The sequence below is a fragment of the Chromobacterium piscinae genome (genome assembly GCF_021129175.1).
Lineage (GTDB): Bacteria > Pseudomonadota > Gammaproteobacteria > Burkholderiales > Chromobacteriaceae > Chromobacterium > Chromobacterium piscinae.
In genome coordinates, this window is record NZ_JAJOHV010000021.1 from 13433 (window position 1) to 39746 (window position 26314).

Below are 26314 nucleotides of genomic sequence, written 5' to 3' on the forward strand. Positions count from 1 at the left end.
ATATCATTAATAAAACTGCTTAGGAGCCGGCATGAGCCTGCGCATCAGCCTGCGGGAGCTGGAGGTGTTCGTCGCGGTGGCGGAACTGGACACGGTGACGCGCGCGGCCGAGCGGGTGGCGCTGACGCAGTCTGCCGCCAGCCAGGCGCTGGATAAGCTGGAGCAAGGGCTGGGCGCCAAGCTGTTCGATCGCGTCGGGCGGCGGCTGCTGATCAACGAGCACGGCCGCCTGCTGTTGCCGCGCGCCCGCGCGCTGCTGGATGCCGCAGGCGATGTACAGGGCCTGTTCGACGGCGGCGGGCTGGCCTTGCGCATCGGCGCCAGCACCACCATCGCCAACTACCTGCTGCCGCCGTTGCTGGCCGCTTTCCGCCGGGATTGGCCGCAGGCGCGGCTGGAGCTGGAGGTGGCCAATACCCGCGACATCGTCGAGGCGGTGGCGGCGTTCCGCGTCGATTTCGGCCTGATCGAGGGTCCGTGCCACCATCCGGAACTGTTGGCCAGCCCCTGGCGGCAGGATGAGTTGCTGGTGTTCGCCGCCGTATCTCATCCGCTGGCCGGCCGCAAGGTGGCGGCGGCAGAGCTGGCCGAGGCGGAATGGATACTGCGCGAGGCCGGCTCCGGCACCCGCGAGGAAGTGGAGCGGGTGCTGCTGCCGCATCTGATGCGGCTATCGATCAGCATGGAACTGGGCCACTCGGAGGCGATCAAGCACGCGGTGGCGGCGGGGCTCGGCGTCAGTTGCCTGTCGCGGCACGTGGTGGCCGATCTGCTGGCGACCGGCAGCGTGGTGGAGGTGGATGCCGACCTGCCGTTGCTGACTCGGACGCTGTACCGCGTCCAGCACCGCGACAAGGCGATCGGCCGTGGGATGGCGGCTTTTGATCGCCACCTGAAATGAAAACGGGCAAGACCGTGAGGTCTTGCCCGTTTTGCAGCCCGCGAGGCAACGCGGCATCTGGGATTTTCTTGGTCTGTCCTAGTGCGCGCCGCTGTCGCCGCCGGATGCAGTGAACGGCGGCTTGGCGAACCATACCAGGCCGATCAGCAGGACGAACAGGATGCCGCAGAACCAGAAGATCTCGTTGGCCGCCATGATGTAGCCCTGCTTGGTGATCTGCAGCTGGGTCAGCGCCTGCTGTTGGCTGGGTCCCAGGCCGAGCTTGCCCATGGTATCGAACCACGACACCGAAGCCGGATCGTACTGCGTCACATGCTCGGTCAGCTTGGAGTGGTGCTGCGCCTCGCGGCGATCCCACATCGTCGTCGTGATCGAGGTGCCGATGCTGCCGGCCAGAATCCGCAGGAAGTTGGACAGGCTGGACGCGCTGGCGATCCGCGACGGATGCAGGCCGGACAGCGTGATCGTCGTCAGCGGCATGAAGAAGCAAGCCACGCCTATGCCTTGCACCACCTGTGGCCACACCACGTAGGAGAAGTCCATGTCGGTGTTGAAGGTGCTGCGCCAGAAGAAGCAGATGGCATACACGCTGAAGCTTACGGTGACGATCCAGCGCATGTCCCAACGGTGGGCGTTCTTGCCGATGATGGGCGACAGCACTACCGGGATCAGGCCGATCGGCGCGGCGGCGAGGCCGGCCCAGGTGGCGGTGTAGCCCAGCTGGGTTTGCAGCATCAGTGGCAGCAGCACCACGGCGCCGAAGTACAGCATGAAGCCCAGGCTGATGGCGACGGTGCCGACGGTGAAGTTGCGCTGGCTGAACAGCGACAGGTCGACGATGGGGTGTTCCTCGCCCAGTTCCCAGATCACTAGGTAGGTCAGCGCCAGGAAGGCGATCACGGCCAGGGTGAGAATTTCGGCGGAGTTGAACCAGTCCAGCTCCTTGCCGCGGTCCAGCACCATCTGCAGCGAACCGACTCCGATTACCAGCAAGGCCAGGCCGAGCTTGTCGATGGGCAGCTCGAAGGTGTCGGTTTCGCGGCTCTTCAGGATGCGCCAGGAGATGAAGGCGGCGGCGAGCCCCACCGGCACGTTGATGAAGAAAATCCAGCCCCAGTGCCAGTTGTCGCTGATCACGCCGCCCAGAATCGGGCCGAACACCGGCGCGACGATCACTGTCATCGCCCATAGCGCCAGCGCCATGCTCTTCTTGGCTGGTGGGTAGCATGACATCAGCAAGCTCTGCGACAGTGGAATCATCGGACCGGCCACCGCGCCTTGCAGCACGCGGAAGAAAATCAGCATTTCCAGGCTGCCTGACATGCCGCACAGCCAGGAGGTCAGCACGAACAGCAGCGTGGACGCGGTGAACAGCTTCACCTCGCCGAAGCGTTTTGCCAGCCAGCCGGTCAGCGGCACGGCGATGGCGTTGGCGACGCCGAACGAGGTGATCACCCAGGTGCCCTGGCTGGTCGCGGCGCCGAGGTTGCCCGAGATGGTGGGCAGCGCCACGTTGGCGATGGTGGTGTCCAGCACTTGCATGAACACAGACATCGACAGCGCCAGCGTGATCCAAACCAGTTTCGAGCCGCTCAGTGGCGGATGGTTCATGGGTGGGCGTCCTTACTTGCCGGCGTTGGCGGCCAGGATTTCGGCGACCAGCTTGTCGGCCTGTTTCAGGTCCGGCAGGGTGCCGTTGTGCTCGCTGACCACGGTCGCCGGGGCGGCTTCGGCCAGCGACTTGCCGTCCTGGTTGCTAGTGTCCACCACCGCGTCGATAGACAGGCCGACGCGCAGCGGGTGCTCCTGCAGATCCTTGGGGTCGAGCGCGATGCGAACCGGCACGCGTTGCACCACCTTGATCCAGTTGCCGGTGGCGTTTTGCGCCGGCAGCAACGAGAAGGCGCTGCCGGTGCCGGCGGACAGGCCCTGCACTTTGCCGTGGTAGACCACCTTGCCGCCGTACAGGTCTGACTTCAGTTCCACCGGCTGGCCGATGCGGATTTTGGCCAGCTGGCCTTCCTTGAAGTTGGCGTCCACCCACAGGTGCTCCAGCGGCACCACGGCCATCATCGGCGTGCCGGCGGCGACGCGCTGGCCCACCTGCACGTTGCGGCGGGCGACGGTGCCGTTCACCGGAGACTTGATCTCGGTGCGCTGCAGCGCGAGCCAGGCTTCCTTCAGGCGGCTGGCGGCGGCTTTGACCGCCGGCTGGTGCGCGAGCTCGTCCTTGCCTACCAGCGCCAGGCCGGCCTTGGCCTGCTCCTGGGCCGCGGCTAGCGCGGCCTGGGCGGCGGCGGCGGCGTCGCTTGCGTGCCCCAGTTCCTCCGCGGACATCGCCTCGCTGCCGGCCAGCTGCTTGCGGCGCTTCAGGTCGGATTCGGCGCGGGACAGCTCGGCTTGGCGCAGCGCCACCTGGGCGTCAAGCTGCTGGCTGTTGGCCATCAGTTGGCGGGTCTGGCGCACGGTTTGGGCGAATTCGTTGCGGGCGCGTTCGAAAGCCAGTTGGGCATCGCTGTTGTCGTAGCTGACCAGCACCTGGCCGGCCTTCACCGCCACGGTATCGTCAACCAGGATCTTGGCGACGGTGCCGCCCACTTCCGGGGTGACCTGCACCAGGTGGCCGCCGACATAGGCGTCGTCGGTGTCTTCCTGGTGGCTCAGCACCAACGACCAGTAAGCGCCGTAGCCGATGGCGATGGCGGCGAACAGGGTGGTGGCCACCAGCAGGTTGCGTTTGCGGCTCTTCGCGGTTTCCAGTTTCTGATCCATTTGATGTGTGTCCTTAGCGGGTGGCGGTCTGGTTGTCGAAACCGCCGCCCAATGCGGTGTTCAGGGTGGCCCAGGCCAGGCGGCTGGCGGCCTTGGCGTCGATGTTGGAGGATTGCTGGCTCAGCAGCGCATCCTGGGAGTCCAGCAGCGACAGTTTGTTGATCAGGCCGGCGCGCAGGCGGGAGGCCATCGATTCATTGGCTTTGCGGCTGCTTTGCAGCGCGCGTTCGGTCTGCCGCAGCTGGCGCTGGCTGTTCTGCCAGCCGGACACCGCGTCGGCGGCGTCGCGGAGCGCGTCGAACACCGCCTGGTTGTATTGCTGCACCGCCATGTCGTATCCCGCCTGTTGTTTGGACAGGTTGGACTGCAGCTGGCCGGAGTGGAAGATCGGCAGGCTGATGGCCGGCATGAAGCCCCACAGCGACGATTCGCTCTTCCACAGCTGGTCCATTTGCAGCGAGCTCTGGCCGGCGAACACGGTCAGCTTGACGTTGGGGTAGAACTCGGCGCGCGCTTCCTTGACCGAAGCGGACATCGATTCGACGCGGGCGCGCTGGGCGGCGATGTCGGGACGGCGGCCCAGCAGGTTGGCGTCCAGCTTGTCCAGCGCCGGTTCCGGCGCGGCGTCCAGCAGGCCGGGATTCAGGCCGTCCTGCTGTTGCGGCGCCTGGCCGGTCAGCGCGGCCAGCGCGTGGCGGCTGCGGGCGATGTCGTTGTCCAGCGCGCTCTGCTGCTGCTGCAGGCGCTCGATCGACACTTCGTTGCCGCGCTGGTTGTCGCCTGGCAGCAGGCCGGCGTTGATGCGGGCCTGGGTCAGCTTCTGGCGGCTCTGGGCGATGGCCAGGCGCTGGGACAGCAGCTTGGATTGGGCCAGGCCGCGTTGCAGCTGGGTGTATTGGGCGACGACGGCCTGGGTCAGCAGCAGTCGGGTCTGCTGGCCTTCGTAGGCGATGGCCTGCTGTTGGCCGAGCGCGGCGCTGACGGCGGAGTGGTTCTTGCCCCAGAAGTCGAATTCCCAGCTGCCCATCAGCGCCGCGGTGTAGGCGTTGATGTAGTCCTTGTCATTGTGCGGGATGGCCTTGAGCGGGTCGGCGTGGATCTGCACGGCGTTGGCCAGCGCGTCCAGCTGCGGGCCGTCCTTGCTTTCCACGATGCCGACGGCGGCGCGCGCCTGGCGCAGGCGCGCGTCGGCCAGCTTCAGCGACGGCGAATCTTTCAGCGTCGCCTCCACCAGGCGGTCGAGCTCGGAGTCGTTCAATTGGCGCCACCAATCGGCGCGGATGTTCTGCTGGCCGGCGACGGCCAGCTTGAGCTGGTCGGCGCCCACCATCTGGTCGGGGGCGGCGTCTGGGCCGAAGCTGGCGCAGCCGCTCAGCACGGCGCTGATCAGCAACACCCCGGCGGCTTGTGGCCAGGATTTCTTGTTCACCTTGTCGGTCTCCATCAATGATGCGTGTCGGTCCGGGGCTGATTAATCCAGTAGATAATCACCCAAGTTATTATGTGAGCGAAAAAGCGCGGGCTCAGCCGCCGAGCTTGCTCAGCAGCTTGCGCATCAGCCGTTCCAGTTCGGCTTTCTCATCGGCGTCGAAGTCCGTCCACAGCGAGCGATGGATTTCGCGCGAGTAGGGCAGCAGGCCTTCCACCAGCGCCACGCCGGCGGGGGTCAGCTCCAGGACGATCTTGCGTCTGTCCTCGGCGCTGGCCGAGCGGGCGGCCCAGCCGTTCTTCACCAGCTCGTCCGCGATGCGGGTGGCGTTGGTGCGCGAGGAATCCAGCGTTTCGCTGATATCCGATGGATTCAGCATCTGGTTCGGACAGGCGTACAAGGCCAGCAGCGCCATCCACACCGTCTCGTTCAGGCCATGTTGCCTCAGGGACTCGCATAGATGGGAGGTCAGCCGCGGCACGATGTGGAAGATCAGACGGGTCAGGATCACTTCCTGGCGGGGCACGCCGGGGAAGCGAGCCTCGACGCGGTTGATCGCTTGCTCCAACTGGGAAAAGGACTTGTTTGGACTCATGCGGCTATTTTAGTAACGCACGGTATTATTTTTCAAGTAATAATAACCTTGTTAATGAATTGGAAGAGTGAAGTGTGGTGAAATGACAATGAGCTTGATGGGGGGCGGGGCGGAACGACGAGGGGAAAAGGCGAGCGGCGGCGATCGGGAGCGCCGCCGTGGTTTGGACTGCGGATTTACTCGCTTAGCAGCTTAAGGACTTGCTCCGGCGGGCGGCCGATCACGGCGCGGCTGCCGGCGATTGCGATGGGGCGCTCGATCAGGTTGGGATTGTCCACCATCGCGGCGATCAGGTGCTTGCGCTCCAGCGTGATGTCGTCCAGATAGAGGTCGGCGTATTCTTCCTCTTTCTGGCGCATCAGTTCGCGAGGCTCCAGGCCCAGCATGCCCAACAGCTGGTCTAACTCTTCATAGCTGGGGGGATGCTTAAGATATTCGACGACTTCGATCTGAGCGCCGGCTTCCTCCAGCAAGCTGAGGGCGGCGCGGGATTTCGAGCACTTGGGATTGTGATAGAGACGGATCATGTGGCTTCTCCCTTATCGTTGATCCGGGCTGCTGCGGCATGATGGGCAGCATAACCCGCTGCAGGTGGGTTGGGAAGGGGGCGCGCATCGTGGCATGAAAGCGCCAGCCTGCCAAGTTTCCCGACTGGGTTTGGCAAGTGCGGCATCAACCGTTAACATTCGAACATTATCCGAGATTCTTACGTCATGTCCCGCACTTCCCGCACTCACTTCGGCTTGGCCGTGCTGCTGGCTGGCTTGTCCACCCTGGGCCCGTTTTCCATCGACACCTTCCTGCCGGCCATGCGGGCCATCGGTTCTTCGCTGTCCGCGTCGCCGCTGGAGATGCAGCAGGCGCTGACGGTCTATCTGTTCTGCTACGCGTTGATGATGCTGTGGCATGGCTCGATTTCCGACGCGGTTGGCCGTCGGCCGGTGATCCTGGCGACCACGCTGTTGTTCGGCCTGGCTTCGGTCGGCTGCGCGATGTCGGATACCCTGGGCTCGTTGTTGCTGTTCCGCGCGCTGCAGGGGCTGTGCGGCGGCGCCGGCCTGGTGGTCGGTCGAGCCATCATCCGCGACCGGCTGGAGGGCGCGGCGGCACAGCGGCTGATGTCGCAGGTGACCATGCTGTTTTCCTTGTCCCCGGCGATCGCGCCGGTGGTGGGCGGTTGGCTGTTCGGCGCTTTCGGCTGGCATTCCATTTTCGCGTTCATGGCGCTGATCGGCTTCGCGCTGTTCGCGCTGTGCTGGTTCGGCCTGCCGGAGACCCATCCGAAGGCGGCGCGGCAGCCCTTGCATCCGCGCCCGCTGCTAGCCAGTTATTGGAGAGTGGGGCGCACGATCAATTTCCAGTTGCTGACCGCGGCGGTGTCGTTCAATTTCGCCGGTTTTTTCCTGTACGTGCCTTCGGCGCCGGTGTTCCTGATGCAGCATTTGCATCTGGGGCCGTCTGAGTTCCTGTGGCTGTTCGGGCCCGCGGTGTCGGGGATCATGTTCGGCGCTTACCTGTCGGGGCGTATGGCCGGGCATTTCTCGTCGCGGGAGGTGGTGACGCGCGCCTACTGGCTGATGTTTGCCGCGGCGCTGGCCAATCTAGGGTACAACCTGCTGGCTCCCGAACAGACGCTGCCGTGGGCGGTGCTGCCGCTGGCGTTGTACACCACGGGCATGTCGCTGGCCGCGCCATCGATCACGCTGAACCTGATGGATCAGTTTCCGGAGTTACGCGGGACCGCATCGTCGCTGCAGGGCTTCTGCCAGACCATGGTATCCAGCTTAGTGGCCGGCGTGGTCGCGCCGCTAGCCTGGGCCAGCCCCTTGAGGCTGGCCCTGGTGATGAATCTGTTGCTGGTATTGGGCTTCATCTGCCGGATGGGATACCGGCGGCGGATTCAGGCCGCGGAGAGGGCGTGAGCCGACAGGAAAGATTGGTTGCGCTTCTCAGTGCTCGTTGCGCAGGGCGAGAGAAGGGGTTGGTTCCAGTCTTTTGAGCGCTTGTTTATCGAAGAGCTTGGCGTGCAGCAAGGAGCTCAAGGCGCCGAACAGAAAGCCTAGCAGAAGCCCTGCGACCATGATCAGGCTGCGGCTGGGCTTGCTTTTCAGTTCCGGGGGGACGGCGCTATCCAATACCTGGATCAGTGACGAATCCTTGGCTTCGTCTATCTTGGCTAGTTCGTATTGCTTGGCCAAGAGTTCGAAAATGGTTTCCTGATATTTAACTTCTCTCAGGCTGCGCAGGTACTCCAGGCCGCTTTGCGCGACTTTGCCGGTGGGGACCATCAGGTCACCGCGGCCTTCTCTTCCGGTTTCCAGTTTTGTCAGTTGCTCACGCAGCCCGCTTAACTCCTGCTCCGTGCGGATATATAGCGGATTTTGCTGCGTGGCGTAGCTGCGCATCGCCTCCAGTTGAACCTCCTTGGCGGCGATGCTGGCGCGCAGCTGAGTCACTGAGCCGACAATGGCGGGCAGCTGGCCTTCCGGTTGGATCAGGCCGGTTTTTTCCTGGGTTTGGCGCAAGGCGGTTTCCGCGTTGGTCAATTGCTCTTTGGTTTGCTTCAATTGTTGCTCGAAAAATAGCCGCCGTTTGGCTGCATCCGTCATGGCTAGAACCTGATTAAGTTGTTTCAATTCGTCGATGTAGGCATTGGCGAGTTGGGCTGCGAAGTTTGTATCAGTATCATCGACATTGATGTTGATCAGTCCATCTTTGCCGTTGATGATCACTGTTCGGCTTTTTAGGACTCTACGGGTCCCATCCAGAGTTTCCTGCTGATAACGCTCCTTCAATTGAAAGCGTCTGATCAGGCGATCGGCAACGGTGCGGCTTTGCAGCATGCCAATGTAGAGGTCATTGGGGTTTTTTAAACTGCTGATTCCTCCGACTCCGGCCATGCCCGCCAGTCCGCCCAATTGTCCCAGCAGGGCGTTCATGCCATTGTTTTGCTGCTGAGGAGGCATGATGGAGCTAGTGGCGGTAAAGATGGGTTTGGTTAGCAAGCAGTAGGCTAATGCGGCGCTGCCGAACAGTACGGTGCTGATGGCGATCCAACGCTTGTATTTCTGCAGCGTTGACAGCAGTGCCAGCAGGTCGATTTCATCACTGGCCTGGGGGGTATTAGTCTGGCTCGTCATTTTCATTCCCTCATGCTGGATATTTGAACTTATTTCAATACCTTTAAGCCGGCAGCGCCAAGGCCAAACTGGTACAGAATGCTTGTCCACTCCTTCAGGGATTGGGTCCAACTACCGGTGTTGAGCTCTTCTGGAACCACGATGGTGTCGCCCGGATTGACACGTTTGCCGCTGACGCCGGAGAACCAGCCCCCGCTGTCGCTGCTGGCGACAGTTCCGTCGGCGCGCAATACATAAGTGGACGATTTATCGCCGGAGTTTGTCACGCCTCCTGCGAGCGATAGGTAATCGCCGACCGATCGCTGTGAGCGGTAGATGAAGGCATTATTCTGGTAGACGGCGCCCAGCACGTAGACGGTACCCGGGCGACGGGGGATTTCGATTTGGTCGCCATCCTGCAGTTCCAGATCGGGTAGGTCTTTGGTTTGTGCGTCTGCGTCTTTCAATTCCAGCACCACGCGGCCTTCCGATTTGATCGCGCGCATTTTTTTCGCAATTTGGCGTTGGCCTTCGACTTCGGCATTGACGGCGGCGATGGTGTCCTTGTCAGTGAGCTTGGCGAGTTTCATTGATGCGTTTTGTTCCAGCTCTCTTTCAAATCGCGTGGCAACCTCATCCAGCTTTTGTTGCTGCATTTGGCGTATGCTTTCCCGTTTGAGAATGGTCGCGAAGGTATAGCCGTCTTCATCCACACCGCCCAATCGCATGATCAGCTGGCGCAGCGTTTCGCCACGGCGGATCTGGAAGGTTCCGGTTTGTTTGACCTCCCCGCCGACAGTGACGAACTCATCCCCTCTCAGCACGCCAACTGCTTGTGCCCCCGGGACATGTAGGCGGAAGATGTCTCCCGCGCTGAGGGCGATGGCGCTCAGGCTTTGGGTGGAGTTCTGGTTGCGAACCAAATTGACGAAGCGGTTGTTTACGCTTTTTTCCAGCAGCAACTCTTTGCCTTCGGCAGCGGACTCCAGGCCACCGGCCCAATGCAGCAGGTCGCCGGCGGTCTCCCCGGGGCGAAATTCGTAGATGGCCGGTGTCTTGACGTCGCCCAACAGCGCGACGCGCGGACCGGCGGAGGGAATCTGGATCACGTCGCCGTCGCGCAAGGTCTGATCGGTGGACTTGTCGCCGTTCACTAGGATGCCGTACAGGTCGACTTTGGACACTGCGCGGCCGCCGCGCAGCAGCGTCACGTTGCGCAGGCTGCCGCTGTCGTCTGGCCCTCCCGCCTTCAGTACGGCGTTGAATAGGGTGCTCATCGCATTCAGCGTATAGCTGCCTGGCTGGCGCGCATGGCCGACGACATAGACTTGAACCGCCCGACTTTGCAGCAGGCTGACGCTGAGGTCGAAATTATTGAAGACGCGGCTGACGCTCTTTTTCAACGTCGCCTGAAGATCCTGGTAGCGCAAGCCCGCCACGGCAACGCTGCCTACCCGCGGGAGGTAAATCGCGCCGTTGCGATCGACCGTCACGGTTAGATCGATATCCACCATGCCCCAGCCTTTGACCTGCAATTGGTCGCCGCTGCCGATCACATAGTCCGGATTGACCTGCACGCCGTCCGGCGCTTCGAAGGCGTTGGCCGGATTGCGGAACAAACGGCTGCCGAATAGCGGCAGTGTCTGTTCCGTGGCTTTCCGAACATAATCAGTGAACGGAGGAAGCTTGGGTTTGCCGTCGAGAGGGTTGATCACATAGTCATTTTGGTCTAGCAGACGCCAGGATTGGCCGTTCTGTTGAGGATAGCTGGCTTGCCCATAGCCAGATAGGGATGGTGGGCGGTTGTCGCCGGTTTTCCTATCAGCTGCCTGGTTTGAGCTGGGGAGGCTGTTTATGGATGGCAGGCTGTTTATGGACGGCAGGCCGTTGGCGTTGTCTGTCTCGTAGTTGGGCATGCTGGGGTTCGGATAGTTGACCGTACCGGATCCGGCCGCATGGAGGTTGACGCTGCCGCTCAGCAAGCAGAGAGCCAACAGGGTTTTGCCACTCGATTTTAGGAGACGCGCAGTCATGGTCGAGATTCCTATTGTTCAGACTTATCGGAGGGGAACATCTATTTGCATGCCCAGTTGTTTGGGCGTGGCTATCAGGCTGCTGCGGTATCGGCTGTCATTGCGCTGGGCTTGCCACAGCCAACTGCCCATCGCGTAGCCAAGCAGGCCGCCTGCCGTGACATCGGACAGCCAGTGATCGCGGCTGGCCATGCGGCCGGCTGCGCCTAGCGCGGCCACGCCGTATAGCCAAGGCTGATCGTATTCTTTGGCGAAAGGCGTGACGGATGCGAACAGTACGGCTGAGTGGTTGGAGGTGAAGCTGCTTTGTAGTCTCGACTGTCCTGTGTCCTGAGAGCGCCATGTGCTGTCGCCGCCGCTGCCCGGGCGGGCGCGGTTGACCGCCAATTTCAGCATCGAATTGCCGGCAACCGCCGCGATGCTGGACTCCAGCGCGATCAAACCGGTGTTGCTCAGCCTGTCGTCGCCCAGCGCGAAGGCCGCTCCTGACAGGGCTGCCGCGGCGATTGGCAAATCCTTGCCCAGCGTGCCCCAATTGCGTATCAGTCGGTTGCTCTGGTGCCTGTCGAAGAATCGATCCGCTGGTCGATCCAATCCCGTTGCTGCCAGGGTGGCGACGGACGCGGCCATCAGCGCCGCCGCTTTGTCATCCAGCTCCAGCCAGCGGTTGCCGCTGTCTTCAAGGCGCAGGCGTATCATCGGCCAGGGATGATAGCTAGGCAGCGGCGGCGTGACCTGAGGCAGGCTTTGCTCGTCGGGCCGTTCCGCGAAGTTTCCAAGTCCGTCGTAGTTGTCGATGTCGCGCTTGGGATCGTTGAGGATTTCGTAAAGGTCACCCGGCGTCATGACCATTTGGCCGACGTCCCGCGTCCATGGCGACAGGGAGAAATCGCCCGTGGTGCGGCTGTCGAAAGTCAGCAGGCTGTTGAGTGGAATCGACAGGAACATGCCCTTGTCGTTGTAGGGCTTGGCCGGACTGCCGGGGTTGGTGATGTCATTGCCATTGGTTTTGGTGTACCAGAACCCGGCTTCGATGCCGGAGCGGAATCGGCGCTTGAGTTCCAGTCGCACGCCATCGTCTTTAGCCAGGAAACGGCCGGCGCGCATGGTCGCCGTGACGCCCATCGGTAGTTTGTAATGGAGCGAGGCCAATGCGGTGACGGTCTGGTAGTCGCGTTTGCCAAACCAGCCTTTGACATCGCGTTGCTGCAGCGCATCCACCGACAGGTCTACCGCCCAGTTTTTATTGAAGCCAGGGTAATACAGAACCTGGCCGCCTGCGCCGCGAAACATTTCTTCATAAAAACCGGCAGATAGGCGGGCGTATGTGTCCGGTGACAGGGTCAAGTATTGGTTCAGCAACAGTCGGTTGAGTTTGGGGGATTTGACGCGCTTGTAATCTGCGATGTCTGAGCGGACGTGCGGCAGCAGGCTATTGGAAGACTGCCTTACTTCGGTGATGGTGTTGTACAAATCGGCGCTCAGGGCGCTGTCCAAGTACAGCCCCTTGCCCAGGCGGCGTTTGTACGTGGCCTCGGCCATGATGTCGTAGTGGAACGCGCCGCTGGGGTCATTGAAGTAGACGCCCATTTTGGGGGCGAAATGGAAGCGGTTGTCCTCGGTGTCGTCGCTGGTGACCTGTATCAGATCGCCTTCCTGATTGGTCAGCAGGTTGACGTTTATGCCTTCGCGAAGTGTTAGCGCCAGAGTCCTGCTGTCCAGAGGCTTCACTTCCTCATCTCGTCCGGATTTGATGTTGACGGTTTGCAGGAAGCGATCGCGGCTGGCCTTGCCCAGCAGATAGTCATTGAGTGTCGACAGGTCGTAGAAGCTGTAAGTGGCGACCGGCTGTTCCAGCTCGGTGTAGACCACTTTGATTTCCCGCGTTTCCAGCGGAGCGAAATACAGCGCGGTGCGCACGGCCCGGCCGACTGCTCTGCCGACGTTGGAAATGCGGCTGTTGCCCAGTTCCATGACCAGGTTGTCGCGTTGCATCGCGATGCGGATGTTTTTGAACTCCTGCTTGCCGAGCGCAGTGGCCAGGGCCCTGGCCCTATCCGGATCGTTTTGCCATTGGCTAAGCGTCGGCCTGCTTGGAAGATCCGGCGCGCCGGTGTAATAGGCGGGTTCCTGTATTTTGGGAACAAATTCCTTTAGGTTCAGTGGAATATCTATCTTGGCATTGATGCTGGAGTGGGTCTTTTGCCGTGCTACTTGAAGCCCAAGCCAACCCCATTGGTATTCCACTCCAATCGCAGGTCCTTTGTCTCTTTGCGCGGTGAATGTTTGTCCGGCGAATGGATCGGCTCGATAGTCGTTGGCGTCATATTCCGCAACCAGCGACCAATTAGGCAGGATGGACGGTGTGAAACGGATGCCGCCAAAGGCACCTTGAATGCGACCTGTACCCATGCCCAATGAGGCTTCTAGTCCTGGCAACACGTTTTTGCTTGCTACCAGGTAGTGTCCTTTCCAGAGCCGGTTTCCCTGGACGTCTGTCGTGCCAAAAGAAATTTCCGGCAGGAAAGATGACTCTTCCAGCAGTCGGAATTTCAAATCGATGGCCTTATCCTTGTAGCGGCCATAGCCGCTGCCATATTGCGGGTCGGAAAAGCCTGACACGCCGGCAATGGATGTGTAGCGGCCTGACACCTCAAGCCAGGGCAGAACTGTGGTCGAGGTCCAGAGAATGCCGTAAGGCTTGTCATAGCCATAGCCAAGACTGAACGTACCGTCCTCGCCAACTCTGGCTGATGGCATGTTGATATAGCCTATTTGCCCTGTTAGCGATGGCTGGGCAAGCGCGTTGCAGGCGAGGAAAAACGGCAGTCCTCCCCAAAAAGCCCCCGTAACCAGATAAAACCTGGATTTATTATGCATTTACCGCAGCCCAAACTCGGGTGTAGCTGATGCCGCCGCTACACTTAATCTGTATGCACGCCGACAGGCGCCCCCTGATGCAATCAAAGCTGTAGGTGTAGGTTTTAAGTTATTGAGTTGCGAATAGCTCAAAAAGTTATTTTGCCTTTATTTTTAATGCGTTTGTCATTATTTGTGGCAAAATATCACTGCGTATGTAAAGCGTCGAAAGCTAGCTATAGCAACAGCCAAGCCAAGTGATTCGACTTTGCTCAAGTCGTTTCACTTGGCCTGTAGCAAAGTGCAGCTGCTTAGTTTTAGTGGTGGGTTGCTGCCGAGTGGGACGAAGAAGAATTGCTGTTGCTCGACACAGCGACAGCTGCGGCGACAGCTGCGCCGATGGCCGCGATGGTGCCTACGCTCAGGCCGGCGATGCCGGCAGTGGTACCGGCAGCGCCTGCGGCGGCGGCGCTGGTAGTGCCTGCAGCCGACGAGCCTGCAGCGGAAGTCGCGGCAGCTTCCTCAGCGGCGAAGGCCGAGGTGGCCAGCATGGAGGCGAGGGCAAAAATGGCGATTTTTTTCAGCAGCATGGGTGAATCCTTTGCTCAAGTTGAACCACGGGAATCAGAAACAAGCTACTACTCGTCTTTGATGATATGTGAATTCTCACAATTTTCAAGATAAGCCTGATGACATTATCGTGAATCCCTGGCCCGACTCGCACAACACGGCCTTCGGACAGTGTTAATCCAACCAGAAGTCCTGCCTGCGGCGGTGGTCCAGCAACAGGTTCTGGAACACGGCCGGATCCTTGGTGTAGGTGAGCTCGCCGCTCGCCGGCTGATAGAGGTCTTGCAGGCGGGATACCCAGAAGCGCAGCGCGGCTGCTCTCAGCATGACAGGCCAGCAATCGCGTTCGGCAGCTTCAAGCGGCCTTTCCGATTGATAGCCTGCGAGAAAGGCTTTCGCTAGTCCGCCATCGAGCTCGCCGTCGTCTAGCCTCGCCCAGTCGTTGATCGCGATGGCAACGTCGTACAGCAGGATGTCGTTGCAGGCGTAATAAAAGTCGATGAAACCGCTGATGTGGCTTCCATCCAACAAAACATTATCGCGGAACAGGTCGGCGTGGATCACGCCGCTGGGCAGGTGGTCGAAGCGATGTCCATCCTGGAACTGGATTTCTTCGCTCAGCAGCGCGGCTTGCTCGGCTGGCAGCTGCGAGTACAGCTGCTGGGCAGTCCGGCTCCACCAGCGCGGGCCGCGTGGATTCTTCATTTGCAGCGGGAAGGTGGCTCCGGCCTTATGCATCTGGGCCAGCATCTCGCCCACCGCGCGGCATTGATCTGGGGTGGGATGGCTGACGTCTTTTCCTGACAGACAACTGACCAGGCAGGCTGGTTTGCCGGCCAGCGTCGACGCGAAGCGGTCGGTGTGATCGGCGACAGGCGCAGGGCAGGCGACGCCGTGCTTGGCCAGATGGCTCATCAGCGTCAGGTAGTAGGGCAGCTCGTCCAGATGCAGCGTTTCGAACAGCGTCAACACGTAGCGGCCATGTGTGGTGGTGACGAAATAATTGGTGTTGGTGATGCCCGCCGCGATGCCTTGAAGCTCCTGCAATTGCCCCAGCGCGTAGCCTTGCAGCCAGTGTTGCAGCGACTCTCGGCTGACTGTTGTATAGACCGACATGCCGCCTCCGTCAGAATCGAACCAGAACCCAGCGCGGGATCACGATGCGGGTGGCGGGGTCGATCTGTCGCATGTTGCCGGAGCCATTGTCGTCTATCAGGTAATAGGGCACGCCGTGGGCCGGCGTGACTTTGACCATGTACAGCTGGCCGTTCAGGCGGTACTCCTCGATCTTTTCATCGCCCTTTTGGATCAGGCGCACTTCTGGTTCCGGTTCGGCCGCATTGGACGGGCTGATCGCAGGCGGCGGGGGCACCACGGCCTTGGGCGGAGTCGTGGGCGTTTCTGCGGCCAGGGCGGGGGCCAATGGCAGAAGGAGCAGCAGGGCGGTGAGGCGGCGCATGGTTTATCCTTTTCATATGCGATTCTTGGCGTTTGTTTACGGTCTTTGTCGCCAGCGATGCAGCCCAGCCGTCGGGTTTTGATGGCTGGGCTGCGGTTGTTTGCCGGCAGGTGGCTCCGTCAGAGGCCTATGATACTGCGGGTGGGCGTTTTAGAACCCCGCGTTGGGCGGAAAACGGCCTTTGCCGGAAAAAGACCGCAAGCAGGCTACAGGTTGAGCAGTTGTTCGCGTTCTTCGGGCAGCGCGTCGAAGCCGCGGGTTTCGTAGTGTTTGAAAATAGTGTCGACGATCTGCTGCGGGTCGTCGATCAGTTGGATCAGGTTGAGGTCGTCCGGATTGATCATGCCTTCGCTGACCAGACGGTCCTTCACCCAGTCCAGCAGGCCGGTCCAGAACTCGCTGCAGCACAGGATGATGGGAATTTTGCGGCTCTTGCCGGTCTGGATCAGCGTCAGCGCCTCGAACATTTCGTCCAGCGTGCCGAAGCCGCCGGGCATCACCACATAGGCGATGGCGTGCTTGACGAACATCACCTTGCGGCTGAAGAAGTGGTTGAATTTGACCGACAGGTCCTGGTAGTCGTTCGGTTTTTGTTCGTGCGGCAGCACGATGTTGAGCGCCACTGACGGACTTCTGCCGTAAAATGCCCCCTTGTTGGCGGCTTCCATGATGCCGGGGCCGCCGCCGGATATCACCGAGAAGCCGGAGTCGGACAGACGCCGCGCCACGTCCTCGGTCAATTTGTAGTATTTGTGATCGCGCGGCGTGCGCGCGCTGCCGAATATGCTCACCGCCGGGGTAATGCCTTGCAGTTCCTCGGCCGACTCGACAAACTCCGACAATATCTTCATCACGTGCCAGGCCTCGCGGGAACGGAAGCGCTGCATCATGGCGTGACGGTCACTGGTCTGCGGCAACTTATCGGACAAGCTCATACTTCTGCCTCTTTATGAAAACATTGTTATTGATCGACGGCTCTTCTTATTTGTACCGCGCCTTTCACGCGATGCCCGATTTGCGTTCCCCGGATGGCCGCCCGGTGGGGGCTGTCTATGGCATGGTGAACATGCTCAGGCGGCTGGAGAAAGAAGTTGAATTCGATTATAGCGCCTGCGTCTTCGACGCGAAGGGCAAGACCTTCCGCGATGACCTGTACCCCGAATACAAGGCCAATCGCCCGTCGATGCCCGAGGAGCTTGCTTCCCAGATTACGGCGGTCCACGACGTGGTGCAAGCATCCGGCTGGCCGATGCTGGTGGTGCCGGGAGTGGAGGCCGACGATGTGATCGGCACGCTGGCGCGGCTGGGGGCGGCGGCCGGCATGAAGGTGATCGTCTCCACCGGCGACAAGGACATGGCGCAGCTGGTGACGCCGGACGTCACCCTGGTCAACACCATGACCAACGAGCTGCTGGACGAGGCCGGGGTAAAGGAGAAGTTCGGCGTGCCGCCGAACCGGATCATCGATTACCTGACCCTGATCGGCGACAAGGTCGACAATGTGCCCGGAGTCGACAAATGCGGGCCGAAGACCGCGGTCAAGTGGCTGGAGGAATACGGCAGCCTGGACGCCATCGTCGCCCAGGCTGATAGCGTCGGCGGCAAGGTGGGCGAGAATCTGCGCGCCGCGTTGGACTGGCTGCCGATGGGCAAACGGCTGATCACCATCGATTGCGAGGTTAACCTGGCGACCGATCTGCCGCATGGCCTGCCGGGCCTGCAGCATGGCCGGAAGGATAAGCCGCGCCTGGCCGAGCTGTTCCAGAACCTGGGCTTCCGCACCTTCTACCGTGAGGTGACCGAGGGTTCTGAGATGCCGGCTGTCGCCCAGCGCGGCGAGGACGCGCCCGCCGCGCCGCGCGGCGATCAGGCCCAGGGCGACATGTTCGCCGAACCGGCGGCCGCGCCGTCGGACAAGGCAGCGCCGGCAGAAGGCGCGCTGGCGCGCCATTACGAAACCATTCTCACCGCCGCGCAGCTGGACGCCTGGCTGGCCAAGCTGGCGGCGGCCCAGGTGGTGTCGTTCGATACCGAAACCACCAGCCTGGATCCGATGCAGGCGCGCATCGTCGGCGTCAGCTTCTCGGTGGAGGCCGGCCATGCCGCCTATCTGCCGCTGGACCATCACTACGCCGGCGCGCCGGAGCAGTTGCCGCTGGACGCGGCTTTGGCCAAGCTCAAGCCGTGGCTGGAGGACGCAAGCCAGAAGAAGTGCGGTCAGAACCTGAAATACGATTGCCATGTGCTGGCCAACCACGGCATCGCCCTGCGCGGCATCGCCGATGATTCGATGCTGGCTTCCTACGTGCTGGAGAGCCACCAGCGGCACAATATGGACGACCTGGCGCGCCGGCACCTGGGCGAGAACACCGTCAGCTACGAGGACATCTGCGGCAAGGGCGCCAAGCAGATCGGTTTCGGCGAGGTGGACGTCGACATCGCCGCCAACTATTCGGCCGAGGATGCCGACATCACGTTGCGGTTGAACCAGTACTTCGCCGGCGAACTGTCCGGCGATCTGGAAAAGGTCTACCGCGACATCGAGCTGCCGGTGGCCGAAGTGCTGTTCAAGATGGAGCGCCACGGCGTGCTGATCGACCGGGACAAGCTGATCGCGCAAAGCCACCAGCTGGGCAGCCAGATGCTGGAGCTGGAGCAGCGGGCCTATGAGCTTGCCAGTCAGCCGTTCAACCTGAATTCGCCGAAGCAGTTGCAGGAAATTCTGTTCGGCAAGCTGGCGATCCCGACCAAGGGCGTCAAGAAAACGCCGAGCGGCGGTTATTCCACCGACGAGTCGGTGCTGGAACAGCTGGCGCTGGATCACCCGCTGCCGAAGTGCATCCTGGAGTACCGCGGCCTGGCCAAGCTGAAGTCCACGTATACCGACAAGCTGCCGACGCTGATTTATCCACAGACCGGTCGAGTGCACACGACTTATGCACAGGCGGTGGCGATCACCGGCCGCCTGGCCAGCAACGATCCCAATCTGCAAAACATTCCGGTGCGCACCGCCGAGGGCCGCCGCGTGCGCGAAGCCTTCATCGCGCCGGCCGGCTGGCAGATCGTGTCGGCCGACTATTCGCAGATCGAGCTGCGAATCATGGCCCACCTGTCCGACGACGAAGGCATGCTGAAGGCGTTCGCCAGCGGCGAGGACATCCACCGCGCCACCGCGGCCGAGGTGTTCGGCGTCGATCTCGGCGCGGTCACGTCGGACCAGCGCCGCGCCGCCAAGGCGATCAACTTCGGCTTGATCTACGGCATGAGCGCGTTTGGTTTGGCCGCTCAGCTGGACATCGAGCGCAGCGCCGCCCAGCAGTACATCGATCGCTACTTCATGCGCTACCCGGGCGTGGCCGAGTATATGCAGACCACGCGCGAGAAGGCGCGCGAGCAGGGCTATGTCGAAACCGTGTTCGGCCGCCGGCTGTACCTGCCGGATATCAAGCTGTCCAATCCGGGTCGGCGCGCCGGCGCCGAGCGCGCGGCGATCAACGCGCCGATGCAGGGCACGGCAGCGGATCTGATCAAGCTGGCGATGATCGCGGTGCAGGCTTGGCTGGAACGCGACGGTTTGCAGAGCAAGCTGATCATGCAGGTGCACGACGAACTGGTGCTGGAAGTGCCGCAGGCCGAGCTGGAGCTGGTCAAGCGCCGTCTGCCGGAAATCATGGCCGGCGCGGCTGAACTGAAGGTGCCGCTGTTGGCCGAGGTGGGATCCGGCGACAGCTGGGAAGCCGCGCACTGACGCATCCATCGCATCCGTCCGGAACGGCGCCATTCGGCGCCGTTTTGTTTTTGCGTCAGCGCCGACCTGCACTTTCGGATATGAGCGCCGCGCGGCGGCTCCGGCTTTGGTACAGGCGGCGCTGAGCATTGGCGTAGGCGCTCTCAGACTGGAGACTTCCCATATCGGAACGGGGCGCGCGATGGACAAGCCGCGTCAGGCTGGACTGAGCTTGCTGGAAATGATGGTCGCGCTGGCGATCGCCGCCATCGGCGCATGCCTGGCCCTGCCCGCGCTGGGACAGGCGGTGGAGCGGCAACGGCTGCGCGGCCAGGCGATGGCGTTGATGGGTTGCCTGGAGCATGCGCGCGCGGAGGCCTTGCGGCTTAACCGGCCGGTGTATCTGTGCGCGGCCAATCTGAAAGTGAACCGCGAGTTGCAGGGCTGCCTGCCGCCGGAAGGCGGCAGCGGACAATCCTGGCCCGAGGGCGTGCTGGTGTATGCGGATCAGGGCGCGGCCAACGGCTATTACGACAGCGGCGAGCGCCTGCGCCTGGCGATGTTCGATGGCGACCGGGTGGCGGTGCGCGCGGATGCCAGGCAACTGGCGCTGACGGCCGAGGGACGGCTGCAGGCATCGAAGGCGATGCATTTCTATCTGAATGGCCGCAGCCAATGCCTGACGCTGACTGTGGCGGCCAATGGCCGCGCCCGGCTGGGGGAGGTGGGCGATGCCTGCGCCTGAGCGGGGATTCAGCCTGGTCGAGGCGCTGGTCGCATTGCTGATCTGGATGGTGGCGGTGCTGGCGTTGAGCGGAGTCCAGGCGCGGGCCTTGCTGCATGCGCGGGAAACCGAGCTGAGCAGCCGCATCGGCGACGCGGCCGCCAATCTCTCCAGCGCCATCCTGGCCAGTCCGGAAAGCCTGTGGCCGCTGTATCTGGAACAGGGCTACGACGACCATCGCGCCGGCGGCGCCTGCGCGGCCAGTTGCTCGGCGCAGCAGCTCGCCGACGCTAATCTTGCCCGCTTCAAGCGCGAGTTGGGCCAGGCAGGCCGGAGCGAGCAGGCGCGCGGTGTCGTGTGCCGCGGCGACAGCCGGGTGCGGCCGACGCTGGGCAAGCCGGGCTGCGACGGCAAAGGAGAGCTGGCGATACGGGTGGCATGGCGTACCCGGCTGGACGGCGGCTGGCGGGAGCACGCGGGTGTCTGGCCGCTGCGGCCCTGAGCGGCAACGCGGCGCCCTGCTGCTGAGCGTGTTGCTGGCGGCGGCGCTGACGTCGCTGGTGCTGGTGTTGTCGCTGACGGCGCTGGCCGCGGTGCAACGCGGAGCGAGCGTGGCCGAGCAAAGGTTGAGCCGGAGCCAGGATGCGCGCTGGGTCTTGCGGCAACTGGCGAGGGATCTCGCCGGCCATGGGCGTTCGGGTTGCCGATCGCTGCCATGGCGGGCCGGGGATTTCGCCGCCGGAGAATGGCGGCTGCAATTGCCGGGGCGGGAGCTGGAGATCATCCGTGTCAGCCGGTCCGGAGACGACTTGGCCGGCGTGAGCTTGGCGCCGCAGCCGCCAGAGGTCTGGCGGCCGTGGTCCAGCGTCTGGCTGGGCAGTTGCGGCGGCGGCTATGCGCTGCAGGGGAGTCGCGCGCACTGGCGAGGCGGAGCCGGCGCGCCGGAACTGGCGCTGACGCCGCCGTTGCCGGTGTCGCCGCGGGCGGAGGGCGTACACCTGTCCTCGCTGCAGCTGTGGCTGCCGAGGGAGCGGCGCTACCGTCTGGAGGCAGCCGCGCGCGGCCATCGGTTGCTGGCGCGCGACGTCGAAGGCGGATTGGCCGATGGCGGGGAGAGGGTTTTGCTGGAAGGCGTGCAAAGCCTGGGCTTGCGGCTGCTGGCGCGGGACGGTTGCGGCGAGTCCGCCCGCTGGAGCTGGCGGGAAGCGTCGCAGTGGCCTTCCGGGCTATCGCCGCAGGCGGCCCGTGTGAGTTTGGCATGGTATCCCGACGACAAGGAGAACGAGGTGAGTGTGTTGAGTCTGGATCTGGCGTTGGAGCCGGTTCCGTCTTGCGGGGTGTCGCCGTGAACGCGCGGCGCCTGGGCGGCGGCGCGCTGCCGCTGGTGATGTCGCTGCTGGCGGTGCTGGGCTTGCTGGTGCTGAGCTCGTCGCGCCAGCTGACCGGCGCGGGCCGGCTGGCGGCCAACGCCCAGGACAGGCAGCGGGCCGAGATGCAGGCCCGCCAGGCCTTGTCGGGGGCGGAGCAGTGGGTGTGGCGGATGGACCGCCGCCTGGGGCTGGATGCCGCCGATCCGGCGAAGCTATATGGGGAGGGCAGGCTGTTCCCGCCCAGTTGCGAGGGGACCGAAGGCAAGGGCCTGTGCGAGCCGATGGCTCCGCCTCACCGGCGCCGCGTCGGCGGCCAGCCGCTGCTGCATCCCTGCGGCAACAGCCGCGAATACGCGCTGGAACCGGGATTGCCGCAGACCGGCTGCCCGCAGCGGGTGCGCGGCGGCGCGCTCAGCTGGGCCAATCCGCGCTATGTGGTGGAACTGGTCGACCCGCGTTTCGGCGACGCGGCCAAGGACAGGCTGTACCGGATCACGGTGCGCGCCTGGGGCCATCATCCGCTCAGCGTGGTGACGCTGCAAAGCTGGTATCGGGTGGGCCAGGATGCGGACGAAGGGCGGCGGCTGGACTGGCGCGAGGTGGCGGAGTGAAGCGGGGACTGGGGCAGGGATTCAGCCTGATGGAGCTGGCGGGCTGTATGGCCATTCTGGCCATCCTGCTGGCGCTGGCGGTGCCGAGTTATCGGCAGTACCTGCAGCGGGCGCGGATGGAAGAGGCCAGGGCGGCCCTGATGGAAAACGGCCACTTCATGCAGCGCTGGTACCAACTGCGCGGCGTCTACCACCAGGAAGGACCGCTATCCTGGCCGCCGCTGCCGGTGCTGGAAACCGGCGCCTTCGTGATCGGCTTCAGCAGCGCCGGACCGTCCTCGGACAATATCGATCAAGCCAGCTTCATCATCGAGGCCAGGGCCAAAACCGGATCGGGCCTGGAGGAGTGGCTGCTGAAGCTGGATCAGGACGGCAACATCCGCCAGTGCCGGCAGGAGGATGGCGTCGAGAATTGCCGGCTCTAGCTCAGCGGCTCAGGTTTTCTGCGGTTCGGGGTCGTCGCCCCACGGCGCCACTTTGACCAGCAGCATCATCCCGGGCAGCGCCAGCGCCGTGCACAGGAAGAAGAACGAGGTCCAGCCCACCGAGTCGACGATGTAGCCGGTGGCGGCGTTGGCCAGCGTGCGGGGCACCGCCGCCAGGCTGGTGAACAGCGCGAACTGGGTGGCGGTGTAGGCCGGGTGGGTGCTGCGGGCGATGAAGGCGACGAAGGCCGCGGTGCCGAGGCCGACGCCCAGCGCCTCAAAGGCGATCACCACCGCGAGCATGGACAGCTCCGTCGCGCCGACGCTGCCGAAGCGTCCGTAGCTGGACAGCCAGGCGAAGCCCAGAATCGATACCACCTGCACCACGCCGAAGGCCCACAGCGCGCGGTTGATGCCCAGCTTGATCATCCACAGGCCGCCCAGCAGGCCGCCTATCACCGCCGGCCATAGCGCCGCGTGCTTGGCCACCAGGCCGATCTGCGACTTGGCGTAACCCATGTCGAGATAGAATGGCGTCGCCAGCGAGGTGGCCATGCTGTCGCCCAGCTTGTACAGGAAGATGAAGCCCAGTATCCACAGCGCGCCCTGCCAGCCCTGGCGGGTGAGGAATTCGTGGAAGGGCTCCACCACCGCTTCGCGCAGCGTTTTCGGGCTGCCAGGAGCCTGGGCGGGCTCTTTCACCATCAGCGTCATCAGCGCGCCGGGCAGCATGAACAGCGCGGTGACCACGAACACGCTGCCCCAGTCCAGGTGGTCGGCCAGGATCAGCGACAGCGAGCCAGGCACCAGGCCGGCCAACCGGTAGGCGTTGATGTGCACAGTGTTGCCCAGACCCAGCTGGACGTCGCTGAGGATCTCGCGGCGGAAGGCGTCCAGCACGATGTCCTGGCTGGCGGAGAAGAAAGCTACCGCTAGCGCCAGCCCGGCGATGCTCCAGATGTCCTGCCTTGGATCGAACAGTCCCAGCAGCGCCAGGCTGCCCAGCAGCGCCAGCTGGGTGGCCAGCATCCAGCCGCGGCGGCGACCCAACAGCGGCAGCGCGTAGCGGTCCAGCAGCGGCGACCACAGGAATTTCCAGGTGTAGGGCAGGCCGATCAGCGCGAACAGGCCGATGGATTTGAGATCGACGCCTTCGCTGCGCAGCCAGGCCGGCAACAGGTTGATCAGGGTGTATAGCGGCAGGCCGGAGGCGAAGCCGGTGAACACGCAGACGAGCATGGTGCGCGAGAACACGTCGCGCCGCCAGTTGATGGTGGCCAGGGTCATGTGCTTGTTGTCGTGGTGGTGGACGGGCCGCCCGCGCGAGTGGCGCGGGCGGATGTCGGCGGAGGCGGACGCGGGGTCCGCCGGGGCGGGGTCAGCGCCGCAGCGCCTGCTCTATCTTTTGGTCGGTCTTGTACTGGCTGAGCGCGTACACCGACCACAGCGCGGCCGGCAGCCAGCCGATCAGCGTCAGTTGCAGGATCAGGCAGATCACGCCGGCGAAAGGCCGGCCTATGGTGAAAAACTGCAGCCAGGGCAGGAAAATGGCCAACAACAGGCGCATGCGTCTCTCCTTGTGCGAGGCGGAATCAGTCGCGGGCCACCCGGTAAAACGCCAGGCTGCCGCGCAGGTTAGGCAGCAAGGATACCCGCTTGCCCTTGTCCATGACCACCCTCTGCACCACTCGGATGCCGTTCTTGGCGCAGAGTTCCTCGAAGTCGCCCAGCATGCACCAGTGGATGTTGGGGGTGTCGTACCACTGGTAGGGGATGGTGTCGGACACCGGCATGTGGCCCTTCAGGATCTGCAGCCGGTTCTGCCAGTAGCCGAAATTGGGGAAGGTGACGATGGCTTCGCGGCCGACGCGCAGCATCTCGTTGAGGATGGCCTCGGTGTGGCGCATCGCCTGGATGGTCTGCGACAGCACCACGTGGTCGAAGCGTTGGTCGCCGAACTCGCACAGGCCGGTTTCCAGGTCGCCCTGCACCGCGTTGACGCCGGCTGCGACGCAGCGCACCACGTTGGCGACGTCGAAGTCCACGCCGTAGCCTTGCACCTGTTTGCCATCTTGCAGCGCCGCCAATAGTTCGCCCTGGCCGCAGCCCAGGTCCAGCACCCGGCTGCTGGGCGATATCCAGTCGTAGATCATCCGCAGGTCGGGACGGAGAGTCAGTGGTTTCATGCGTTCACCTCCTTGGCCACGCGGTCCAGGTAGGCGCGCATCAGGTCCACATACGGTTGGTCGGTCATCAGGAAGGCGTCGTGCCCATGCGTCGATTCGATCTCGGCGTAGCTGACGCGCTTGCCGGCGGCGATCAGCGCCTTTACCGTCTCGCGCGAGCGCTCCGGCGAGAAGCGCCAGTCGCTGGTGAAGCTGGCCACCATGAATTGCGCCTGGGCCGGCTTCAATGCCGCAGCCAGATCGCCGCCGCAGTCCTTGGCCGGGTCGAAGTAATCGAGCGCCTTGGTCATCAGCAGATAAGTGTTGGCGTCGAAGTAGTCGGAAAACTTGTCGCCCTGGTAGCGCAGATAGCTCTCGATCTCGAATTCCACGTCGTAGCCGAAGCGGTATTCGCCGGAGCGCAGCATGCGGCCGAATTTCTCGCCCATGCCGTCGTCGGACAGATAGGTGATGTGGCCTAGCATCCGCGCCAGCCGGAGGCCGCGGCGGGGGATGGCGTTTTGCTGGTAGAAATCGCCGCCATGGAATTCCGGATCGGTGAGAATGGCTTGGCGCGCCACGTCGTTGAAGGCGATGTTCTGCGCCGACAGCTTGGGAGCGGAGGCGATCACCAGCGCGTGGGCGACGCGCTGCGGGTAGGCGATGCTCCAGTGCAGCGCCTGCATGCCGCCCAGCGAGCCGCCGATCACCGCCGCCCAGCGGTCTATGCCCAGCCGGTCGGCCAGCCGCGCCTGCGACGTCACCCAGTCCGGCACCGTCACCACCGGGAAGGCCGAGCCCCATGGCTGGCCGGTGGCCGGATTGACGCTGGAAGGGCCAGTGCTGCCGTGGCAGCCGCCCAGGTTGTTGACGCCGACCACGAAAAAACGTCGGGTGTCTATCGGCTTGCCGGGGCCTATCATATTGTCCCACCAGCCTAGCGCCTTGTCGTCGTCGCGGTAGCGTCCGGCGACGTGGTGGTGGCCGGACAGCGCGTGGCAGATCAGGATGGCGTTACTCTTGTCGGCGTTGAGTTCGCCATAGGTTTCGAAGCGCAGCTGATAGCCGGGCAGCGCGGCGCCGCTGGCGAGCGGCAGGGGGGCATCGAATGCGGCATCCTGGGCCGCGACGATGCCTACCGAACAGTTGGTGTCGGTCATTAGGGCCTCTTCTATTTGTCCGCGTCCGCCGCCCTCTGCCGGGGCTGGTCTGGATGCGGTCTCCTGCGGCTACCGGTCGATTATATCCATAACATAAGCTTGCGCGGGAGTATGGCGCGCCGGGATAATCGGCCGGGTTTCCGCCACGGTCCCCATCATGTTCGGACGTCTGTTCAAATTCTTCGCGCTGTGCCTGCTGGCCTGGGCGGTCGCCCGCTGGTTTCTCAAGCCCAGCCAGCGGCGCAACCTGCATGAGCTCATTTCCGCGCTGGCCATCGCGCTGTTGATCAGCGCCGGCCTGTTCTGCGTGCTGTACTGGCTGGGCTGGCGCAATATCTGAATCAACCAGTCCTTGATCGCGCGCATTCAGCCGCCGCCGGCTCGGCGCTAGACTG

Annotated in this window: 25 protein-coding genes; 9 read left to right on the plus strand and 16 right to left on the minus strand. The window is 63.2% G+C overall.

Annotated elements, in window-relative coordinates; translation table 11 throughout:
* The first annotated feature begins 31 nt into the window (after nucleotides 1-31).
* On the plus strand, nucleotides 32-901 hold the full coding sequence (locus LQR33_RS07255) for a LysR family transcriptional regulator (protein ID WP_166439427.1): 870 nt from the start codon (nucleotides 32-34) through the stop codon (nucleotides 899-901).
* A 78-nt stretch (nucleotides 902-979) separates the two neighbouring features.
* Here the strand turns inward: LQR33_RS07255 and LQR33_RS07260 are convergent, their stop codons facing one another.
* The 5 genes from LQR33_RS07260 to arsC form a co-directional block, all read right to left on the minus strand.
* Nucleotides 980-2512, minus strand: coding sequence for a DHA2 family efflux MFS transporter permease subunit (locus tag LQR33_RS07260; RefSeq protein WP_166439426.1), 1533 nt, complete (start codon nucleotides 2510-2512; stop codon nucleotides 980-982).
* Between the two features lie 12 nt (nucleotides 2513-2524).
* Entirely contained in the window at nucleotides 2525-3673 is a 1149-nt protein-coding gene (locus LQR33_RS07265; protein WP_166439425.1) for an EmrA/EmrK family multidrug efflux transporter periplasmic adaptor subunit, read from the minus strand.
* A 13-nt stretch (nucleotides 3674-3686) separates the two neighbouring features.
* Nucleotides 3687-5102 carry an efflux transporter outer membrane subunit gene (locus tag LQR33_RS07270; RefSeq protein WP_231468189.1) on the minus strand — a complete coding sequence of 472 codons (1416 nt, stop codon included), beginning with the start codon at nucleotides 5100-5102 and terminating at the stop codon, nucleotides 3687-3689.
* 94 nt (nucleotides 5103-5196) lie between these two features.
* The gene (locus LQR33_RS07275; RefSeq protein ID WP_166439424.1) at nucleotides 5197-5697 is read right to left on the minus strand and encodes a MarR family transcriptional regulator; all 501 of its coding nucleotides are present in this window, start codon (nucleotides 5695-5697) and stop codon (nucleotides 5197-5199) included.
* Nucleotides 5698-5873: 176 nt separating this feature from the next.
* A complete protein-coding gene (gene arsC / locus LQR33_RS07280; RefSeq protein WP_166439423.1) occupies nucleotides 5874-6224 on the minus strand; it encodes an arsenate reductase (glutaredoxin) in 351 nt (116 codons plus the stop codon).
* 186 nt (nucleotides 6225-6410) lie between these two features.
* Between arsC and LQR33_RS07285 the strand changes: the two genes are divergently transcribed.
* Complete coding sequence (locus LQR33_RS07285) at nucleotides 6411-7619, plus strand: multidrug effflux MFS transporter (RefSeq protein ID WP_166439422.1); 1209 nt, start codon at nucleotides 6411-6413, stop codon at nucleotides 7617-7619.
* 27 nt (nucleotides 7620-7646) lie between these two features.
* Here LQR33_RS07285 and LQR33_RS07290 read toward each other — a convergent pair whose 3' ends face one another.
* The 7 genes from LQR33_RS07290 to LQR33_RS07320 all read right to left on the minus strand — a co-directional run bounded on the left by LQR33_RS07290 (nucleotide 7647) and on the right by LQR33_RS07320 (nucleotide 16672).
* Nucleotides 7647-8843 (minus strand): GumC family protein, encoded by a 1197-nt coding sequence (locus LQR33_RS07290; protein ID WP_231468190.1) that lies wholly within the window; start codon nucleotides 8841-8843, stop codon nucleotides 7647-7649.
* 23 nt (nucleotides 8844-8866) lie between these two features.
* Nucleotides 8867-10849, minus strand: a complete 1983-nt coding sequence (locus tag LQR33_RS07295; RefSeq protein ID WP_221663981.1) for an SLBB domain-containing protein — start codon at nucleotides 10847-10849, stop codon at nucleotides 8867-8869.
* A 24-nt stretch (nucleotides 10850-10873) separates the two neighbouring features.
* Nucleotides 10874-13729, minus strand: a complete 2856-nt coding sequence (locus tag LQR33_RS07300; protein ID WP_231176922.1) for a YjbH domain-containing protein — start codon at nucleotides 13727-13729, stop codon at nucleotides 10874-10876.
* A 296-nt stretch (nucleotides 13730-14025) separates the two neighbouring features.
* A complete protein-coding gene (locus tag LQR33_RS07305; protein WP_205692480.1) occupies nucleotides 14026-14298 on the minus strand; it encodes a hypothetical protein in 273 nt (90 codons plus the stop codon).
* A gap of 154 nt (nucleotides 14299-14452) precedes the next feature.
* Nucleotides 14453-15394, minus strand: a complete 942-nt coding sequence (locus LQR33_RS07310) for a homoserine kinase (RefSeq protein ID WP_166439419.1) — start codon at nucleotides 15392-15394, stop codon at nucleotides 14453-14455.
* Between the two features lie 10 nt (nucleotides 15395-15404).
* Complete coding sequence (locus tag LQR33_RS07315; protein WP_221667618.1) at nucleotides 15405-15737, minus strand: DUF2782 domain-containing protein; 333 nt, start codon at nucleotides 15735-15737, stop codon at nucleotides 15405-15407.
* 206 nt (nucleotides 15738-15943) lie between these two features.
* Entirely contained in the window at nucleotides 15944-16672 is a 729-nt protein-coding gene (locus LQR33_RS07320; protein ID WP_021476877.1) for an LOG family protein, read from the minus strand.
* Between the two features lie 14 nt (nucleotides 16673-16686).
* On the opposite strand from LQR33_RS07320, the gene polA reads away from it, so the two are divergent.
* The 6 genes from polA (at nucleotide 16687) to LQR33_RS07350 (ending at nucleotide 22594) form a co-directional block, all read left to right on the plus strand.
* Nucleotides 16687-19485: a DNA polymerase I gene (polA, locus tag LQR33_RS07325; protein WP_231468192.1), complete on the plus strand. Its 2799-nt coding sequence runs from the start codon at nucleotides 16687-16689 to the stop codon at nucleotides 19483-19485.
* 181 nt (nucleotides 19486-19666) lie between these two features.
* A complete protein-coding gene (locus LQR33_RS07330) occupies nucleotides 19667-20209 on the plus strand; it encodes a GspH/FimT family pseudopilin (RefSeq protein WP_166439468.1) in 543 nt (180 codons plus the stop codon).
* Entirely contained in the window at nucleotides 20196-20690 is a 495-nt protein-coding gene (locus LQR33_RS07335; protein WP_231468194.1) for a PilV family protein, read from the plus strand. Before LQR33_RS07330 ends, LQR33_RS07335 begins: the two co-directional genes overlap by 14 nt.
* Nucleotides 20668-21537, plus strand: coding sequence for a hypothetical protein (locus tag LQR33_RS07340; protein ID WP_166439415.1), 870 nt, complete (start codon nucleotides 20668-20670; stop codon nucleotides 21535-21537). Before LQR33_RS07335 ends, LQR33_RS07340 begins: the two co-directional genes overlap by 23 nt.
* A complete protein-coding gene (locus tag LQR33_RS24310) occupies nucleotides 21534-22169 on the plus strand; it encodes a pilus assembly PilX family protein (protein WP_166439414.1) in 636 nt (211 codons plus the stop codon). The genes LQR33_RS07340 and LQR33_RS24310 overlap by 4 nt, the downstream gene beginning before the upstream one ends.
* Nucleotides 22166-22594: a type IV pilin protein gene (locus tag LQR33_RS07350; RefSeq protein ID WP_158677403.1), complete on the plus strand. Its 429-nt coding sequence runs from the start codon at nucleotides 22166-22168 to the stop codon at nucleotides 22592-22594. The genes LQR33_RS24310 and LQR33_RS07350 overlap by 4 nt, the downstream gene beginning before the upstream one ends.
* 9 nt (nucleotides 22595-22603) lie before the next feature.
* Here LQR33_RS07350 and LQR33_RS07355 read toward each other — a convergent pair whose 3' ends face one another.
* The 4 genes from LQR33_RS07355 to metX form a co-directional block, all read right to left on the minus strand.
* Nucleotides 22604-23881 carry an AmpG family muropeptide MFS transporter gene (locus LQR33_RS07355; protein ID WP_166439413.1) on the minus strand — a complete coding sequence of 426 codons (1278 nt, stop codon included), beginning with the start codon at nucleotides 23879-23881 and terminating at the stop codon, nucleotides 22604-22606.
* Nucleotides 23882-23972: 91 nt separating this feature from the next.
* On the minus strand, nucleotides 23973-24161 hold the full coding sequence (locus tag LQR33_RS07360) for a YqaE/Pmp3 family membrane protein (protein ID WP_046156161.1): 189 nt from the start codon (nucleotides 24159-24161) through the stop codon (nucleotides 23973-23975).
* Nucleotides 24162-24186: 25 nt separating this feature from the next.
* Entirely contained in the window at nucleotides 24187-24780 is a 594-nt protein-coding gene (gene metW / locus LQR33_RS07365) for a methionine biosynthesis protein MetW (RefSeq protein WP_021476868.1), read from the minus strand.
* Nucleotides 24777-25919 (minus strand): homoserine O-succinyltransferase MetX, encoded by a 1143-nt coding sequence (metX, locus tag LQR33_RS07370; RefSeq protein ID WP_166439412.1) that lies wholly within the window; start codon nucleotides 25917-25919, stop codon nucleotides 24777-24779. The genes metW and metX overlap by 4 nt, the downstream gene beginning before the upstream one ends.
* Before the next feature lie 157 nt (nucleotides 25920-26076).
* On the opposite strand from metX, the gene LQR33_RS07375 reads away from it, so the two are divergent.
* Nucleotides 26077-26259 (plus strand): protein MIGRI, encoded by a 183-nt coding sequence (locus LQR33_RS07375; RefSeq protein ID WP_221667614.1) that lies wholly within the window; start codon nucleotides 26077-26079, stop codon nucleotides 26257-26259.
* Nucleotides 26260-26314 lie beyond the last annotated feature (55 nt).

What these genes read in the sequence shown, in the direction of transcription:
- LQR33_RS07255 (WP_166439427.1), top strand. Translation starts at nt 32, where the DNA reads ATGAGCCTGCGCATCAGCCTGCGGGAGCTGGAGGTGTTCGTCGCGGTG.
- LQR33_RS07260 (WP_166439426.1), bottom strand. Translation starts at nt 2,512, where the DNA reads ATGAACCATCCGCCACTGAGCGGCTCGAAACTGGTTTGGATCACGCTG.
- LQR33_RS07265 (WP_166439425.1), bottom strand. Translation starts at nt 3,673, where the DNA reads ATGGATCAGAAACTGGAAACCGCGAAGAGCCGCAAACGCAACCTGCTG.
- LQR33_RS07275 (WP_166439424.1), bottom strand. Translation starts at nt 5,697, where the DNA reads ATGAGTCCAAACAAGTCCTTTTCCCAGTTGGAGCAAGCGATCAACCGC.
- arsC (WP_166439423.1), bottom strand. Translation starts at nt 6,224, where the DNA reads ATGATCCGTCTCTATCACAATCCCAAGTGCTCGAAATCCCGCGCCGCC.
- LQR33_RS07285 (WP_166439422.1), top strand. Translation starts at nt 6,411, where the DNA reads ATGTCCCGCACTTCCCGCACTCACTTCGGCTTGGCCGTGCTGCTGGCT.
- LQR33_RS07290 (WP_231468190.1), bottom strand. Translation starts at nt 8,843, where the DNA reads ATGAAAATGACGAGCCAGACTAATACCCCCCAGGCCAGTGATGAAATC.
- LQR33_RS07295 (WP_221663981.1), bottom strand. Translation starts at nt 10,849, where the DNA reads ATGACTGCGCGTCTCCTAAAATCGAGTGGCAAAACCCTGTTGGCTCTC.
- LQR33_RS07300 (WP_231176922.1), bottom strand. Translation starts at nt 13,729, where the DNA reads ATGCATAATAAATCCAGGTTTTATCTGGTTACGGGGGCTTTTTGGGGA.
- LQR33_RS07305 (WP_205692480.1), bottom strand. Translation starts at nt 14,298, where the DNA reads ATGCTGCTGAAAAAAATCGCCATTTTTGCCCTCGCCTCCATGCTGGCC.
- LQR33_RS07310 (WP_166439419.1), bottom strand. Translation starts at nt 15,394, where the DNA reads ATGTCGGTCTATACAACAGTCAGCCGAGAGTCGCTGCAACACTGGCTG.
- LQR33_RS07315 (WP_221667618.1), bottom strand. Translation starts at nt 15,737, where the DNA reads ATGCGCCGCCTCACCGCCCTGCTGCTCCTTCTGCCATTGGCCCCCGCC.
- LQR33_RS07320 (WP_021476877.1), bottom strand. Translation starts at nt 16,672, where the DNA reads ATGAGCTTGTCCGATAAGTTGCCGCAGACCAGTGACCGTCACGCCATG.
- polA (WP_231468192.1), top strand. Translation starts at nt 16,687, where the DNA reads ATGAAAACATTGTTATTGATCGACGGCTCTTCTTATTTGTACCGCGCC.
- LQR33_RS07330 (WP_166439468.1), top strand. Translation starts at nt 19,667, where the DNA reads ATGGACAAGCCGCGTCAGGCTGGACTGAGCTTGCTGGAAATGATGGTC.
- LQR33_RS07335 (WP_231468194.1), top strand. Translation starts at nt 20,196, where the DNA reads ATGCCTGCGCCTGAGCGGGGATTCAGCCTGGTCGAGGCGCTGGTCGCA.
- LQR33_RS07355 (WP_166439413.1), bottom strand. Translation starts at nt 23,881, where the DNA reads ATGACCCTGGCCACCATCAACTGGCGGCGCGACGTGTTCTCGCGCACC.
- LQR33_RS07360 (WP_046156161.1), bottom strand. Translation starts at nt 24,161, where the DNA reads ATGCGCCTGTTGTTGGCCATTTTCCTGCCCTGGCTGCAGTTTTTCACC.
- metW (WP_021476868.1), bottom strand. Translation starts at nt 24,780, where the DNA reads ATGAAACCACTGACTCTCCGTCCCGACCTGCGGATGATCTACGACTGG.
- metX (WP_166439412.1), bottom strand. Translation starts at nt 25,919, where the DNA reads ATGACCGACACCAACTGTTCGGTAGGCATCGTCGCGGCCCAGGATGCC.
- LQR33_RS07375 (WP_221667614.1), top strand. Translation starts at nt 26,077, where the DNA reads ATGTTCGGACGTCTGTTCAAATTCTTCGCGCTGTGCCTGCTGGCCTGG.